Below are 15,768 nucleotides of genomic sequence, written 5' to 3'. Positions count from 1 at the left end.
TAATTGCGCTTCACCGGGATGCTACATCCTCAGGCGCCTGCAACAACACGCGTCAAAACCAGTGAAACTTATCTGCCAGAATGACGAGTAAGGCGGTGGCAGAAAGAATGTTCAGGATAACGACTGTTTTGCTGGATACGTTCATAATTTGCCCCATGGAATGTTGAAGGACCTTTTCAAGAATAGCTTAGCAGCCCGCTATTGCGAGCAGCTGTCTGAAATTCCACGTCAAACTCATGCAAAAGTACTAACGCGTTCATTCTGCCTGTAAAGGGTGTTTTCACCCTTTTGTTAGTGTTACCATCTTCGGGCTGATCGTAAATTGTCATTTATCTGATTTCGATCCTGTGCATGGTTGCGGGCCAATTTGACGATTGTTGGTCAGATGGTTTTGCAATCCACTGTAAATTAAAGATTATTTTCTTTGCATATGCTCTTATGTGTGGGGCATCACTGCAAATAAGGATATAAAATGCCTGTTATTACTCTTCCTGATGGCAGCCAACGCCATTTTGACCGCGCCGTCAGCCCAATGGATGTTGCGCTGGATATCGGCCCGGGACTGGCGAAAGCCACTATTGCTGGCCGCGTAGATGGTGAGCTGGTTGATGCTTCCGATTTAATTGAAAACGATGCGAAGCTGTCGATCATCACCGCGAAAGACGAAGAAGGTCTGGAGATCATTCGTCACTCCTGCGCACACCTGCTCGGTCATGCGATCAAACAGCTGTGGCCTCACACCAAAATGGCTATCGGCCCGGTTATCGACAACGGCTTCTACTATGACGTTGACCTTGACCACACCCTGACCCAGGAAGATATCGAAGCCCTCGAAAAGCGTATGCACGAGCTGGCTGAGAGCAACTATGACGTCATTAAGAAGAAAGTGAGCTGGCACGAAGCGCGTGAAACCTTCGTGAAGCGTGGTGAAACCTACAAAGTCACTATTCTTGATGAAAACATTGCCCATGATGATAAGCCTGGCTTGTATCATCATGAAGAATATGTCGACATGTGCCGTGGACCGCACGTGCCGAACATGCGTTTCTGCCATCACTTCAAGCTGATGAAGACCGCAGGCGCTTACTGGCGTGGCGACAGCAACAATAAGATGCTGCAACGCATTTACGGTACCGCCTGGGCCGACAAAAAAGCCCTGAACGCGTACCTGCAGCGTCTGGAAGAAGCGGCGAAGCGTGACCACCGTAAAATCGGTAAACAGCTCGACCTGTATCACATGCAGGAAGAGGCGCCGGGTATGGTGTTCTGGCATAACGATGGCTGGACTATCTTCCGCGAACTGGAGACGTTCGTACGCTCCAAGCTGAAAGAGTACCAGTATCAGGAAGTGAAAGGCCCGTTCATGATGGACCGTGTGCTGTGGGAAAAAACCGGCCACTGGGACAACTACAAAGATGCAATGTTCACCACCTCTTCTGAGAACCGTGAATACTGCATTAAGCCGATGAACTGTCCGGGTCACGTTCAGATCTTCAACCAGGGTCTGAAATCCTACCGCGACCTGCCGCTGCGTATGGCGGAGTTCGGTAGCTGCCACCGTAACGAGCCATCAGGCGCGCTGCATGGCCTGATGCGTGTTCGTGGCTTTACGCAGGATGACGCGCATATCTTCTGTACTGAAGATCAGGTGCGTGATGAAGTTAACGCCTGTATTCGTATGGTCTACGATATGTACAGCACCTTTGGCTTCGAGAAGATCGTGGTCAAACTCTCAACTCGTCCTGAAAAACGTATCGGCAGTGACGAGACCTGGGATCGTGCTGAGGCGGACCTGGCCGTCGCGCTGGAAGAGAACGGTATCCCGTTTGAATACCAGCTGGGCGAAGGCGCATTTTACGGTCCGAAAATTGAATTTACCCTGTATGACTGCCTCGATCGTGCATGGCAATGCGGTACTGTACAGCTGGACTTCTCCCTGCCGCAGCGTTTAAGCGCCTCTTACGTTGGCGAAGACAACGAGCGTCAGGTTCCGGTAATGATTCACCGTGCGATTCTCGGTTCTCTGGAGCGCTTCATCGGCATCCTGACCGAAGAGTTCGCTGGCTTCTTCCCAACCTGGCTTGCGCCGGTGCAGGTAGTGGTGATGAACATTACCGATTCTCAGGCTGATTACGTTAAAGAATTGACGCAGAAACTACAAAATGCGGGCATTCGCGTAAAAGCAGACTTGAGAAATGAGAAGATTGGCTTTAAAATCCGCGAGCACACTTTACGTCGTGTCCCGTATATGTTGGTCTGTGGTGATAAAGAGGTGGAAGCAGGCAAAGTTGCCGTTCGCACCCGCCGTGGTAAAGACCTGGGCAGCCTGGACGTAAGTGAAGTGATTGAGAAGCTGCAACAAGAGATTCGCAGCCGCAGTCTTCAACAACTGGAGGAATAAGGTATTAAAGGCGGAAAACGAGTTCAAACGGCACGTCCGAATCGTATCAATGGCGAGATTCGCGCCCAGGAAGTTCGCTTAACAGGTCTGGAAGGCGAGCAGCTGGGGATTGTGAGTCTGAGAGAAGCAATCGAAAAGGCTGAAGAAGCTGGAGTAGATTTAGTTGAAATCAGCCCTAACGCCGAACCGCCAGTTTGTCGTATCATGGACTACGGCAAGTTCCTTTATGAAAAGAGTAAGTCTTCTAAGGAACAGAAGAAGAAGCAAAAAGTTATCCAGGTTAAGGAAATTAAATTCCGTCCTGGTACCGACGATGGCGATTATCAGGTAAAACTCCGCAGCCTGATTCGCTTTCTGGAAGATGGCGATAAGGCCAAGATCACGCTGCGTTTCCGCGGTCGTGAGATGGCCCACCAACAGATCGGTATGGAAGTGCTTAACCGCGTCCGTGACGATCTGAGTGAACTGGCAGTAGTCGAATCCTTCCCTACGAAGATCGAAGGCCGCCAGATGATCATGGTGCTCGCTCCTAAGAAGAAACAGTAAGGCCTTCAAGTAGCAATTCCTGTGGAGCCGACAGGCTTCGCAGGTTTTGTTCGCCTACGTTTCGTTTATTTAACAATGCGAAGTGGAAGTTATTAAAATGCCAAAAATTAAGACCGTACGCGGTGCTGCTAAGCGCTTCAAAAAAACCGGTAAAGGTGGTTTTAAGCACAAGCACGCTAACCTGCGTCACATTCTGACTAAGAAAGCTACCAAGCGTAAACGTCACCTGCGTCCAAAAGCCATGGTTTCTAAAGGCGATCTGGGCCTGGTAATCGCGTGCCTGCCGTACGCATAAGTCGTTAACGTTTAACTTTTTTAACTTAGAATAGATACAGGAGAGCACACATGGCTCGCGTAAAACGTGGTGTAATTGCACGTGCACGTCACAAGAAAATTTTGAAACAAGCTAAAGGCTACTACGGTGCGCGTTCACGCGTATACCGCGTTGCCTTCCAGGCTGTTATCAAAGCAGGTCAGTACGCTTACCGTGACCGTCGTCAGCGTAAGCGTCAGTTCCGTCAACTGTGGATTGCGCGTATCAACGCAGCAGCACGTCAGAACGGTATTTCTTACAGCAAGTTCATCAACGGCCTGAAAAAAGCCTCTGTTGAAATCGACCGTAAGATCCTGGCTGACATCGCAGTATTCGACAAAGTAGCGTTCACCGCTCTGGTCGAAAAAGCGAAAGCAGCTCTGGCATAAGCCAGTTGAAAGGGGGAGCTCTGCTCCCTCTTTTCGTTTCAACAGCATCAAAACATTGACAATTTTCTGGCGACCCTTTTCAATAGGGCGACAGGTCCCATACCACACAAGGTAACGCAAGCATGAATGCTGCTATTTTCCGCTTCTTCTTTTACTTTAGCACCTGACATCAGGAGGCTAGCGCGTGAAAGACGAAACGGAAAACAGCGCCAGAAAGCCTCCTGATGGAGGCTTTTTTCGTATCTGCCGCTTGTAAATATCGCTACATAACGAGGAAAACCATGTCACATCTCGCAGAGCTGGTTGCCAGTGCAACGGCCGCCATTAACCAGGCCTCAGATGTTGCCGCGTTAGACAATGTCCGCGTGGAATATCTGGGCAAGAAAGGGCAATTGACCCTTCAAATGACTACCCTGCGTGAATTGCCGCCAGAAGAGCGCCCGGCTGCAGGTGCGGTAATTAACGAAGCCAAAGAGCAGGTTCAGCAGGCGCTGAACGAGCGTAAAAACGCGCTGGAAAGCGCTGCGCTGAATGCGCGTCTGGCTGCAGAAACCATCGACGTCTCCCTGCCGGGTCGTCGTATTGAAAACGGTGGTCTGCATCCGGTCACGCGGACTATCGACCGCATTGAAAGTTTCTTCGGTGAGCTCGGCTTTACCGTGGCGACCGGCCCGGAAATCGAAGACGATTACCATAACTTCGATGCCCTGAATATCCCAGGCCATCACCCGGCACGTGCTGACCACGACACTTTCTGGTTCGATGCTACCCGTCTGCTGCGTACCCAGACCTCTGGCGTACAGATCCGTACCATGAAAGAGAAGCAGCCGCCAATCCGCATTATCGCGCCGGGCCGCGTCTATCGTAACGACTACGACCAGACCCACACCCCGATGTTCCACCAGATGGAAGGGCTGATCGTGGATAAAAACATCAGCTTTACCAACCTGAAAGGTACTCTGCACGACTTCCTGAGCAACTTCTTTGAAGAAGATCTGCAGATCCGTTTCCGTCCTTCCTACTTCCCGTTCACTGAACCTTCTGCCGAAGTTGACGTGATGGGTAAAAACGGCAAATGGCTGGAAGTGCTGGGCTGCGGCATGGTGCACCCGAACGTCCTGCGTAACGTTGGCATCGATCCGGAAGTTTACTCCGGCTTTGCGTTCGGTATGGGGATGGAGCGCCTGACCATGCTGCGTTATGGCGTGACCGACTTACGCGCTTTCTTCGAAAACGATTTGCGTTTCCTCAAACAGTTTAAATAAGGGCAGGACAGAACAATGAAATTCAGTGAACTGTGGTTACGCGAATGGGTAAACACCGCGCTCGACAGCGAGGCGCTCTCTAACCAGATCACCATGGCAGGCTTGGAAGTGGACGGCGTTGAGCCGGTTGCAGGTGCGTTTAATGGCGTGGTTGTGGGTGAAGTGGTGGAGTGCGGCCAGCACCCGAATGCAGACAAACTGCGTGTCACCAAAGTGAACGTGGGCGGCGAACGCCTGCTGGATATCGTCTGCGGCGCGCCAAACTGCCGTCAGGGCCTGAAGGTAGCCGTGGCCACCGTTGGGGCGGTACTGCCTGGCGATTTCAAAATTAAAGCGGCGAAACTGCGCGGCGAGCCGTCTGAAGGCATGCTGTGCTCTTACTCTGAGCTGGGTATTTCTGACGACCACTCTGGCATCATTGAGCTGCCAGCAGATGCCCCGATCGGTACCGACCTGCGCGAATACCTGAAGCTCGATGACAACACCATCGAAATCAGCGTGACGCCGAACCGTGCCGACTGCTTAGGCATTATCGGCGTTGCGCGCGACGTCGCTGTGCTGAACCAGACCGAACTGAACGTGCCAGAGATTGCACCGGTTGCTGCCACCATCAACGATACGGTATCGATTCAGGTTGACGCACCAGAGGCCTGTCCGCGCTACCTTGGCCGTGTGGTTAAAGGCATTAACGTTAAGGCGCCTACTCCGCTGTGGATGAAAGAGAAGCTGCGCCGCTGCGGCATCCGCTCCATCGATGCCGTGGTTGATGTGACCAACTACGTTCTGCTGGAGCTGGGTCAGCCAATGCACGCGTTCGATAAAGATCGCATTGAAGGCGGCATTGTGGTTCGTATGGCGAAAGAGGGCGAGACCCTGGTTCTGCTCGACGGCAGCGAAGCCAAACTCAATGCCGACACGCTGGTGATTGCCGACCATGGCCAGGCGCTGGCGATGGGCGGGATCTTTGGCGGCGACCACTCCGGCGTGAACGATGAAACCCAGAACGTGCTGCTGGAATGCGCCTTCTTCAGCCCGCTCTCCATTACCGGTCGCGCACGTCGTCACGGCCTGCATACCGACGCTTCTCACCGCTATGAGCGCGGCGTCGATCCGGCGCTGCAGTACAAAGCGATGGAGCGCGCTACCCGCCTGCTGATCGACATCTGCGGTGGCGAAGCCGGTCCGGTTATTGACGTGACCAGCGAGGCGCATCTGCCGAAGCCTGCGACCATCACCCTGCGCCGCAGCAAACTGGATCGCCTGATTGGCCACCACATTGCCGATGCGCAGGTGAGCGACATTCTGCGTCGTCTGGGCTGTGAAGTAACCGAAGGCCAGGACCAGTGGACAGCCGTTGCGCCAAGCTGGCGTTTCGATATGGAGATCGAAGAAGATCTGGTGGAAGAGGTGGCCCGCGTTTACGGCTACAACAATATTCCTGATGAGCCGGTACAGGCTGGCCTGGTGATGGGCTCCCACCGTGAAGCTGACCTCTCTCTGAAGCGTGTGAAGACCATGCTGATCGATAAAGGCTACCAGGAAGTGATCACCTACAGCTTCGTTGACCCTAAAGTGCAGCAGCTGATCCACCCGGGCCAGGAAGCGTTGATCCTGCCAAGCCCAATCTCCAGCGAGATGTCCGCGATGCGCCTGTCGCTGCTGACCGGCCTGCTGACTACCATCGTCTACAACCAGAACCGTCAGCAGAGCCGCGTACGCATTTTCGAAACCGGTCTGCGCTTTGTGCCGGACACTCAGGCGAACCTGGGTATCCGTCAGGATCTGATGCTGGCGGGCGCTATCTGCGGCAACCGCTATGAAGAGCACTGGGATCTCAGTAAAAACAGCGTTGATTATTACGATCTGAAAGGCGATCTGGAAGCTGTACTGGAACTTACCGGTAAATTGTCTGAAATTGAGTTCCGTGCTGAAGCTATTCCGGCGCTGCATCCGGGGCAAAGTGCCGCGATTTATCTGAAAGGTGAACGCGTTGGTTTCATTGGTGTTGTGCATCCGGAACTGGAACGCAAACTCGATCTCAATGGCCGTACACTGGCGTTTGAGCTGGAGTGGAACAAGGTCGCAGACCGCGTCATTCCTCAGGCTCAGGAGATTTCTCGCTTCCCGGCAAACCGTCGTGATATCGCCGTTGTCGTGGCTGAAAATGTGCCTGCCGCAGATATTTTGGCCGAATGTAAGAAAGTTGGCGTAAATCAGGTAGTTGGCGTAAACTTATTTGACGTGTACCGCGGCAAGGGCGTGGCAGAGGGCTTTAAGAGCCTGGCTATCAGCCTGATCCTTCAGGATACCAGCCGTACACTCGAAGAAGAGGAGATTGCCGCTACCGTTGCCAAATGTGTAGAGGCATTAAAAGAGCGATTCCAGGCATCATTGAGGGATTGAACCTATGGCGCTTACAAAAGCTGAAATGTCCGAATATCTGTTTGATAAGCTTGGGCTTAGCAAACGGGATGCCAAAGAGCTGGTTGAGCTGTTTTTCGAAGAGATCCGTCGCGCTCTGGAAAACGGTGAGCAGGTGAAACTCTCCGGCTTTGGTAACTTTGATTTGCGCGACAAGAATCAACGTCCGGGTCGTAACCCGAAGACGGGTGAGGATATTCCCATTACGGCTCGCCGCGTGGTGACCTTCAGACCCGGCCAGAAGTTAAAAAGCCGTGTCGAAAACGCTTCACCCAAAGCAGAGTGAGATGATCTAACTAAAAAGGCCGCGAAAGCGGCCTTTTTTCTTTGCGCTGCTGTAAACCCACCGTAAAATCAACTACATCTTTTTCCCGCAAAATGATTCCAATGTCTGAATTTGCCCGTCTGCAATACCGTTCCGATCTACGTAAAGTGCTCTTACTGCTGCTGGCGCTGATCACTGCGCTAGGGCTGAGCCTCTGTGCGGGCGAGCAATGGATCGGGCCGCAGTCGTGGTTTACGCCGCAGGGGGAGCTCTTTATCTGGCAAATCCGCCTGCCGCGCACGCTGGCCGTGGTGCTGGTGGGCGCTGCGCTGGCGCTAAGCGGGACAATTATGCAGGCGCTGTTTGATAATCCGCTGGCGGAGCCTGGCTTACTAGGCGTTTCGAACGGGGCGGGGGTCGGGTTGATTGCCGCAGTAATGCTGGGTGCGGGAGCCCTGTCAGGAGGGGAACTGAGCCTCTGTGCCATTGCCGGCGCGCTCATCATTACCCTTATTCTGTTGCGCTTCGCCCGCCGTCATCTCTCGGTGAGCCGTCTGTTGCTTGCCGGTGTGGCGCTGGGCATCATCTGTAGCGCCCTGATGACCTGGGCGGTCTATTTTTCTACCTCATTTGATTTGCGCCAGCTGATGTACTGGATGATGGGCGGCTTCGGTGGCGTGAATTGGGAACAGGGCTGGCTAATGTTGTTGCTGGTGCCTGCCATCGTCTGGGGCTGCTTTCAGGCAGCGCCGCTGAACATCCTGGTGCTGGGCGAAGTTTCTGCTCGCCAACTGGGACTGCCGCTAACCTTCTGGCGCAACATCCTGGTGATCGCCATCGGCTGGATGGTGGGGGTGAGTGTGGCGCTGTCTGGGGCCATCGGCTTTATCGGCCTCGTTATCCCCCATATGCTGCGTCTGTGCGGGATTACCGACCATCGCTTGCTGCTGCCTGCTGCGGCCGTGACAGGCGGCGCTACGCTGCTTATTGCCGACATCATTGCGCGTCTGGCTCTGACCGCGGCAGAGTTGCCGATTGGTGTTGTCACCGCTACGCTGGGAGCACCGGTATTTATCTGGCTATTATTAAAAGCGGGCCGCTAAGGCTGCCACTCTGAACATCAACCTGAGGGAATGTTATGCCGAACGATATTCTGAACACCGAAGTGACGACCATTGATGGAGAAAAGACCACTCTGGAAAGCTACAAAGGCAAAGTGCTGCTGGTGGTTAACGTGGCCTCTAAATGCGGTTTGACGTCCCAGTATGAGCAACTGGAAGCGATGCAAAAGGCGCGGGAAAAAGAGGGGTTCAGCGTGCTGGGCTTCCCTTGCAATCAGTTCCTCGGCCAGGAGCCAGGCAGCGAAGAAGAGATCAAAACATTCTGCAGCACAACCTATGGCGTGACCTTCCCGATGTTCAGTAAAGTGGATGTTAACGGTGAGAACCGCCATCCGGTTTATCAGAAGCTGATTGCGGCAGCACCGACCGCCCTGGCGCCAGAGGGCAGCGGTTTTTATGAACGTATGGCCAGTAAAGGCCGCGCGCCGCTCTCGCCGGAGGACATCCTGTGGAACTTCGAGAAGTTCCTGATCGGTCGCGACGGGAAGGTGATCCAGCGCTTTTCACCGGATATGACGCCAGACGATCCGGCCATCACCTCTGCGGTTGAAAAGGCGCTGGCCAGCTAATGACCGTCCTGATGCAGCTCAGCGCCGTAGCGGTGAAAGGGCGGCTGGGCCCGCTCGATAGCACCGTCAATGGTGGGGAGATCGTGCATCTTGTCGGGCCGAACGGTGCCGGGAAAAGCACGCTGCTCTCCCGTATGGCGGGTTTAACCGGTGGTGAAGGGAACATTACCTTACTGGGGGAACCCCTTTCGCGCTGGTCTCCCGCCTCGCTGGCCTGCCGCAGGGCATATCTGGCGCAGCAGCAAACTGCGCCGTTCGCTATGCCGGTCTGGCACTATCTGACGCTGCATCAGCATACCAACCCGCAAAAGGGGCTGTTAAGTGACGTGGCAGCGATGCTGGGTATTGAAGATAAGCTGTCCCGAAACGTCAGTCAGCTTTCGGGGGGAGAGTGGCAGCGTGTGCGGCTGGCAGCGGTGATCCTGCAAATCCATCCCCAGGGCAATCCCCACGGTCAACTGCTGCTGCTGGATGAACCCATGACCAGTCTCGATGTGGCACAGCAGGTAGCGCTCGACAGAGCATTGAGCGCACTTTCACAGCAGGGGGTTGCGGTAGTCATGAGCAGCCACGATCTCAACCATACGCTACGCCACGCGCATCGCGTCTGGCTGCTGAAGCGGGGGCAACTCATTGCCAGCGGGGCGCGTGACAGCGTGCTGACGCCGCCGAATCTGGCGAAAGCGTATGAGATGTCTTTCCGCCGCCTGGACATCGAAGGTCACAGAATGATCATTTCGACGTCACAGGAATAACCGCTTGTTGCACAGCGACATATTCACAGGCTAAATTACAGAAAATTCAAAAAATCAGAGGATTCATCGGGAATGCGATTCTGTTTTCTCCTGGTAGCCGCGCTATTTCTTGCAGGATGCAGCAGCCATCGCGCACCGCCGCCCAACGCGCGGCTGTCTGATTCTATCGCCGTAATTGCCGGTCTTAACGATCAACTCCATAGCTGGGGAGGCACGCCTTATCGTTACGGCGGCATGACCCGTGGTGGGGTGGATTGCTCGGGGTTTGTCCTGCTGACCTTTCGCGACAAGTTTGCCCTGCAGTTGCCGCGAGAAACGCGCCAGCAGGCAACTATAGGCACCGAAATTGATAAAGACGATCTGTTACCGGGCGATCTGGTGTTCTTCAAAACCGGCTCCGGAGAGAGCGGCCTGCATGTCGGGATCTACGATACCGATAATCAATTTATACACGCCTCGACCAGCCGCGGTGTAATGCGTTCGTCTCTCAACAACGTTTACTGGCGCAAAAATTTCTGGCAAGCCCGGCGTATTTAACCCCGTCGCGCCAGGCGGGCGCGACGCAGCATAATTTTTAAATGAGATTCGTTTTAAGGCTTAATTTACCGGGAGGCCAGAGGTCTGAATTAATTTGATGCAATTCTGGTAGTTAAGCTAAACTGGCTATTAAGCAGCAACCAGGATAAGATTATTTCAGGGCTAAGGAAAATCCGAAAATTAAAAGGAACGAATGAATTTATTCCTATTAAAATCCATAAGGTTGAATTGCTTCAGCACATGTTTCAGGATGTCATGTATCGTCTTTAAATCAGGACGGATGCCATGATTGTGATGCTGGATATTGCGTACCAAACAGAATTTTTATTAGTCCCTGCGCGCCATGACTCAGGAGCGCTTAAAGGACTTGAAATAAACGTCAACTTTGTTGGCGTTAACAACCAGGTGCGCATACCTACCGAGCTGGTGCGGCCTATGCTAACCCCTGCACAGGAGTTGATGCTGTTTCAGGAGCAGCTCGCCTTGCTTGAAACCTGCAAGCTCTTTTTTATTCAGCATCAGCTCATCGCCTGGATAAATATCTCCCCGGTTATCGTTGAATACCTGTTAACAGAAGACGAAGGTGTTTCAATATGTGAACGATATCCATGGCTGGAGTTCACCATTTATGAGAACTACCCTGACCTTAATAAAGGTAATTTAAATAACACGCTAATGAATTTTGCGCTGCGCTTTCCGCTGGTGTTGGGTAATTTCGGAACCGGGGATGCGTCAACCAAAGCCATTTTTGATGGCATGTTTAAACGCGTGGCGCTGGATAAAAATTTCATTCAGAATCATCTTACTGAAAATACCTTCGATCCTTTTTTACGGGCTATCTTTGCCCAGGTATCGCCGTACTGTCAGTCGCTGATGGTGGCGGGGGTTAATGATGATATCGCCTTGCAACGGCTGTCGGTTTACGGCTTCAGTGCCATGCAGGGCAACCTCTGGCCTGCCGTTCCCCTTGAGCGGATCACGTCCCTGGTGCAGTGATAACCTTGGTCTTAACCGGTGTTTAACATCTGACAAACCCACTACACTAAAAGCAGGAGGACCTATGACCCTGTCTTTTACCGCGCACTGGCATGATGAACTACCTGGTTTTTACACGGCACTGAAACCCACGCCCCTGAACAATGCCCGTCTAATCTGGCATAACACGGCGCTGGCAGACGAACTGGCAATCCCGGCCTCGCTCTTTCGCCCTGAACAGGGCGCTGGCGTCTTTGGCGGCGAAACGCTGCTGCCGGGCATGCAGCCGCTGGCGCAAGTCTACAGCGGGCACCAGTTCGGCGTCTGGGCCGGACAACTGGGTGACGGGCGGGGGATCCTGCTTGGCGAACAGCAGCTTGCCAATGGCCAAACGATGGACTGGCACCTGAAAGGGGCCGGGCTCACGCCATACTCGCGTATGGGCGACGGTCGCGCCGTGCTGCGCTCCACCATCCGCGAAAGCCTGGCTTCCGAGGCGATGCATGCCCTGGGCATTCCCACTACCCGCGCACTGTCGATTGTCACCAGCGATACCCCCGTCGCGCGTGAAACGATGGAGCAGGGAGCCATGCTGATCCGTGTTGCCCGGAGCCATGCCCGTTTCGGCCATTTTGAACACTTCTACTATCGCCGCGAGCCGGAAAAAGTCCGCCAGCTGGCAGATTTTGTTATTCGTCACTACTGGCCGCAGTGGCAGGACGAGGCCGATAAGTACTTTCTCTGGTTCCGCGACGTGGTGGCGCGTACCGCATCCCTGATCGCCAGCTGGCAGACGGTGGGCTTTGCTCACGGGGTAATGAATACCGATAACATGTCGATTCTCGGGCTGACTATCGATTATGGCCCATACGGTTTCCTCGATGACTATCAGCCGGGTTATATCTGCAACCACTCCGACTATCAGGGGCGTTACAGCTTTGATAACCAACCTGCTGTCGGGCTGTGGAACCTGCAGCGTCTGGCCCAGTCTCTGTCGCCGTTTATTGACGTTGAGGCGCTCAACGACGCGCTGGATAGCTATCAGGAGGTGCTCCTGCAGCAATACGGCAAACTGATGCGCCGCAAGCTGGGGCTGATGACCGAGGAGAAGGGCGATAACACCATCCTGAATAACCTGTTTGCGCTGATGGCCCGGGAAGGCAGCGACTACACCCGCACCTTCCGCATGCTGGGGCAAACCGAGCAGCAGAGCCCCGCTTCGCCGCTTCGCGATGAGTTTATCGACCGTCAGGCCTTTGATGACTGGTTTGCGTCTTACCGCGCGCGCCTGCAGCAGGAGAATGTTGCCGACGATGTGCGTCAGGCCCAAATGAATGCCGTCAACCCGGCGATGGTGCTGCGTAACTGGCTGGCGCAGCGGGCGATCGAGCAGGCCGAAAAAGGCGATTACGCTGAGCTTCACCGCCTGCATGAGGCCCTGCGGACGCCGTTTGCTGACCGTAACGATGACTATATCAGCCGCCCGCCAGACTGGGGCAAGCGGCTTGAGGTGAGTTGCTCAAGCTAACGCGTGAGAATACCGGCTGCGGTGGCGAAGGGATTATTTTGTGAGGATGAGTTTTCCGGCATGTGTCTGGCGCAACAGGTAGTGCTGACCATGATGCTCAATGATGACGCGTCCCTCTTCGCCCAGCAGCTGTTTACTGTCGATACGGCGATCGGTCGCCTCCGTGGCTGGCGCGGTTTTGTCTTCATGACGGGTAAGCGTTGCTGCACTGTTATCCATAGGTGACATATAATTTTTTAAAATAGCAATCAATGTAACATTGATAATCATTATCGATAAACTGACCGGTCCAGCAACTCTTTTTGTGAGAAAAGGTGAGAGGCTTGAGAGATGCGACCTGAAAAAAAGCCCGGTGGTGCTTAACTTACCGGGCCTACGGAAGGGGTTTGTAGGCCGGGTAAGGCGTAGCCGCCACCCGGCGCAGGTGCTAAAAGCGTGAGTCCACCGCCGCCGCCAGTTTATCCAGCAGCACTTCAGTATCTTCCCAGCTCAGGCAAGGATCGGTGATTGACTGTCCGTAAGTAACAGGCTGGCCGACCACCACTTTTTGCGTACCTTCGCGCAGGAAACTTTCCGCCATCACCCCGGCAATGGCGCTGGAGCCGTTGCGGATCTGCTGGCAAACCTCGTCGCAGACGTCGAGCTGGCGACGGTGCTGCTTCTGGCAGTTACCGTGGCTGAAATCCACCACCAGCTGTTCCGGCAGGTCGAACTCGCGCAAGGTATCGCAGGCTTCCGCGATATCCTGGGGATGATAGTTTGGCTGTTTGCCGCCGCGCATAATGATATGGCCGTAGGGGTTGCCGCTGGTCTGATAGATGGTCATCTGACCGTTCTTGTCCGGCGACAGGAACATATGGCTGGCGCGGGCGGCGCGGATGGCATCTACCGCGATGCGGGTATTGCCGTCGGTGCCGTTTTTAAAGCCCACCGGGCAGGAGAGCGCCGAGGCCATTTCACGGTGGATCTGGCTTTCGGTGGTACGGGCGCCAATCGCCCCCCAGCTGATGAGATCGGCAATAAACTGCCCGGTCACCATATCGAGAAATTCAGTGGCGGTAGGCACGCCAAGTTCGTTGACCTGCAATAGCAGTTTACGTGCCAGCTGGATGCCGTGATTGACCCGGTAGCTGCCGTTTAAATCGGGGTCCGAGATCAGCCCCTTCCAGCCTACCACCGTGCGCGGTTTCTCAAAGTAGGTACGCATCACGATCTCCAGTCGTGACTGCTGTTTATCCCGGAGTCCTTTCAGGCGCTGGGCGTAGTCCATCGCTGCGTCGAGATCGTGAATAGAGCAGGGACCGACAATCACCAGCAGGCGGCGATCGTCCCCGTTAAGGATTTTTTCAATACGTTTTCGTGACGTTGTCACGTGTTCGGCTACTGTCGCAGAAACAGGGTACCGCTGGGCCAGCTCTGCTGGCGTCACCAGGCTATCGATACGCGCTGTGCGCAGTTCATCGGTTTTATTCATGGTATTTCTCAGAATGTAGTGCTTCATCGGTAACTTACCGGGAAGTGATGGGCATCACCTTAAACCAATCCCCGCTGATTTCAAGTGCAGGGCACAGACGTGCCCTGTAATGGGGAGCGAGTATAAAGGATTATGAACCAATGTACTAGCCTGTTAGTACATGCGGCGATTCAGGCCCATAATATCGAGAATTTTGGTGGCGATCTCTTCGACCGAATAGTTGGTGCTGTTCAGACACGGAATATTGTTTTTTCGGTACAGGGCTTCGACTTCAGCCACCTCCATACGGCACTGGCGCATCGAGGCGTAGCGGCTGTTTTCCCGGCGCTCTTCACGGATGGCCGCCAGGCGTTCCGGGTTAATGGTCAGACCAAACAGCTTATGTTGCAGGGGTTTTAACGCTGCCGGAAGCACCAGATTATCCATGTCATCGGCGATGAAGGGGTAGTTGGCGGCGCGGATCCCGAACTGCATCGCCAGATAGAGGCTGGTAGGGGTCTTACCGCAGCGCGACACCCCGAGCAGAATGACCTGGGCCTGATCGAGATTACGCAGCGAAATGCCGTCGTCATGGGCGAGAGTGTAATCGATGGCGGCGATACGCGCGTCATATTTAATGATGTTCGCCGGGTTCAGGCCGTGGGTGCGGTGCGCCACCGGGGTGGGGTCCAGCTTCATCTCCTGTTGTAGAGGGGCCACCAGCGCCTGGACGATATCCTGGCAAAAGCCTTCGCTCTGCAAAATGATCTGGCGAATCTCCGGGATGACAATCGAATAGAAGACCAGCGGGCGCACGCCGGTCTGCTGAAAAATGGCATCGATTTGATCTTTCACCGCTCTGGCGCGGCTCTCGTTTTCTACAAACGGCAGGGTGATGCTGTTAATGGAAACCGGGAACTGCGACATGACTGCGTGGCCCAGTACTTCGGCGGTGATGGCCGTACCATCGGAAATATAAAAAACGTGGCGATCGACAGCATTATCCATTTTGCACACTCGGTATATCAGATGTAATTGACTGAAAGCATAAATTAAAAAAGTAAAATACAACAGGCGATGTAGGCCGGAAAATAAAAATGAAACGCTATTTTTATTTTAAATGAAAGGGGTGTTTCATTTTTCAAAATCACCCTAAAGTCTGAGTATTTTTGTGGGAATCCATAAGAATCATTAGGTTAGCATTTAAGCGGGAAGAGTCTGAAAAGCTAA

18 protein-coding genes and 1 other annotated feature are annotated in these 15,768 nt (G+C 53.9%); of the genes, 14 read left to right on the top strand and 4 right to left on the bottom strand.

Annotation, left to right across the window (positions count from 1 at the left end):
* Positions 1-52: 52 nt before the first annotated feature.
* Positions 53-145 carry a stress response membrane protein YncL gene (yncL, locus tag ACT3IC_RS22310; RefSeq protein WP_103179304.1) on the bottom strand — a complete coding sequence of 31 codons (93 nt, stop codon included), beginning with the start codon at positions 143-145 and terminating at the stop codon, positions 53-55.
* Between the two features lie 327 nt (positions 146-472).
* Here yncL and thrS point away from each other — a divergent pair, with 327 nt between their 5' ends.
* The 14 genes from thrS to selO all read left to right on the top strand — a co-directional run bounded on the left by thrS (position 473) and on the right by selO (position 13,085).
* Positions 473-2,401 carry a threonine--tRNA ligase gene (gene thrS / locus ACT3IC_RS22305; protein ID WP_103179305.1) on the top strand — a complete coding sequence of 643 codons (1,929 nt, stop codon included), beginning with the start codon at positions 473-475 and terminating at the stop codon, positions 2,399-2,401.
* Positions 2,402-2,404: 3 nt separating this feature from the next.
* The gene (gene infC / locus ACT3IC_RS22300) at positions 2,405-2,947 is read left to right on the top strand and encodes a translation initiation factor IF-3 (protein WP_023616141.1); all 543 of its coding nucleotides are present in this window, start codon (positions 2,405-2,407) and stop codon (positions 2,945-2,947) included.
* A gap of 97 nt (positions 2,948-3,044) precedes the next feature.
* Positions 3,045-3,242 (top strand): 50S ribosomal protein L35, encoded by a 198-nt coding sequence (gene rpmI, locus ACT3IC_RS22295; RefSeq protein WP_001124225.1) that lies wholly within the window; start codon positions 3,045-3,047, stop codon positions 3,240-3,242.
* 50 nt (positions 3,243-3,292) lie between these two features.
* The gene (rplT, locus tag ACT3IC_RS22290; RefSeq protein WP_000124850.1) at positions 3,293-3,649 is read left to right on the top strand and encodes a 50S ribosomal protein L20; all 357 of its coding nucleotides are present in this window, start codon (positions 3,293-3,295) and stop codon (positions 3,647-3,649) included.
* A gap of 117 nt (positions 3,650-3,766) precedes the next feature.
* Positions 3,767-3,890: a sequence feature (Phe leader region), on the top strand.
* Complete coding sequence (gene pheM, locus ACT3IC_RS22285) at positions 3,772-3,816, top strand: pheST operon leader peptide PheM (RefSeq protein WP_001386830.1); 45 nt, start codon at positions 3,772-3,774, stop codon at positions 3,814-3,816. (Overlaps the previous feature by 45 nt.)
* Before the next feature lie 40 nt (positions 3,891-3,930).
* Complete coding sequence (gene pheS / locus ACT3IC_RS22280) at positions 3,931-4,914, top strand: phenylalanine--tRNA ligase subunit alpha (RefSeq protein ID WP_103179306.1); 984 nt, start codon at positions 3,931-3,933, stop codon at positions 4,912-4,914.
* 15 nt (positions 4,915-4,929) lie between these two features.
* Entirely contained in the window at positions 4,930-7,317 is a 2,388-nt protein-coding gene (pheT, locus tag ACT3IC_RS22275; protein ID WP_156654358.1) for a phenylalanine--tRNA ligase subunit beta, read from the top strand.
* 4 nt (positions 7,318-7,321) lie between these two features.
* Positions 7,322-7,621 carry an integration host factor subunit alpha gene (ihfA, locus tag ACT3IC_RS22270; protein ID WP_006820203.1) on the top strand — a complete coding sequence of 100 codons (300 nt, stop codon included), beginning with the start codon at positions 7,322-7,324 and terminating at the stop codon, positions 7,619-7,621.
* A 101-nt stretch (positions 7,622-7,722) separates the two neighbouring features.
* Positions 7,723-8,703, top strand: coding sequence for a vitamin B12 ABC transporter permease BtuC (gene btuC, locus ACT3IC_RS22265; RefSeq protein WP_473479439.1), 981 nt, complete (start codon positions 7,723-7,725; stop codon positions 8,701-8,703).
* Positions 8,704-8,738: 35 nt separating this feature from the next.
* Positions 8,739-9,290 carry a glutathione peroxidase gene (locus ACT3IC_RS22260; protein WP_159339073.1) on the top strand — a complete coding sequence of 184 codons (552 nt, stop codon included), beginning with the start codon at positions 8,739-8,741 and terminating at the stop codon, positions 9,288-9,290.
* Complete coding sequence (gene btuD / locus ACT3IC_RS22255) at positions 9,290-10,045, top strand: vitamin B12 ABC transporter ATP-binding protein BtuD (RefSeq protein ID WP_103179310.1); 756 nt, start codon at positions 9,290-9,292, stop codon at positions 10,043-10,045. The genes ACT3IC_RS22260 and btuD overlap by 1 nt, the downstream gene beginning before the upstream one ends.
* Before the next feature lie 72 nt (positions 10,046-10,117).
* Positions 10,118-10,582: an NlpC/P60 family protein gene (locus ACT3IC_RS22250; RefSeq protein WP_103179311.1), complete on the top strand. Its 465-nt coding sequence runs from the start codon at positions 10,118-10,120 to the stop codon at positions 10,580-10,582.
* A gap of 285 nt (positions 10,583-10,867) precedes the next feature.
* Positions 10,868-11,578: an EAL domain-containing protein gene (locus tag ACT3IC_RS22245; RefSeq protein ID WP_214421877.1), complete on the top strand. Its 711-nt coding sequence runs from the start codon at positions 10,868-10,870 to the stop codon at positions 11,576-11,578.
* Between the two features lie 64 nt (positions 11,579-11,642).
* On the top strand, positions 11,643-13,085 hold the full coding sequence (gene selO / locus ACT3IC_RS22240; RefSeq protein ID WP_159339070.1) for a protein adenylyltransferase SelO: 1,443 nt from the start codon (positions 11,643-11,645) through the stop codon (positions 13,083-13,085).
* 33 nt (positions 13,086-13,118) lie between these two features.
* Here selO and hemP read toward each other — a convergent pair whose 3' ends face one another.
* The 3 genes from hemP to ppsR all read right to left on the bottom strand — a co-directional run bounded on the left by hemP (position 13,119) and on the right by ppsR (position 15,546).
* A complete protein-coding gene (gene hemP, locus ACT3IC_RS22235; protein WP_473479432.1) occupies positions 13,119-13,355 on the bottom strand; it encodes a hemin uptake protein HemP in 237 nt (78 codons plus the stop codon).
* A 157-nt stretch (positions 13,356-13,512) separates the two neighbouring features.
* Positions 13,513-14,559 (bottom strand): 3-deoxy-7-phosphoheptulonate synthase AroH, encoded by a 1,047-nt coding sequence (aroH, locus tag ACT3IC_RS22230; RefSeq protein WP_159339068.1) that lies wholly within the window; start codon positions 14,557-14,559, stop codon positions 13,513-13,515.
* Between the two features lie 153 nt (positions 14,560-14,712).
* Complete coding sequence (ppsR, locus tag ACT3IC_RS22225) at positions 14,713-15,546, bottom strand: posphoenolpyruvate synthetase regulatory kinase/phosphorylase PpsR (RefSeq protein ID WP_103179315.1); 834 nt, start codon at positions 15,544-15,546, stop codon at positions 14,713-14,715.
* Positions 15,547-15,768: the final 222 nt, after the last annotated feature.

The organism is Leclercia sp. GHBNCSD (genome assembly GCF_055805075.1).
The sequence above is the reverse complement of the archived record's forward strand: the minus strand, read 5'-3'. Positions and strand labels throughout refer to the sequence as shown.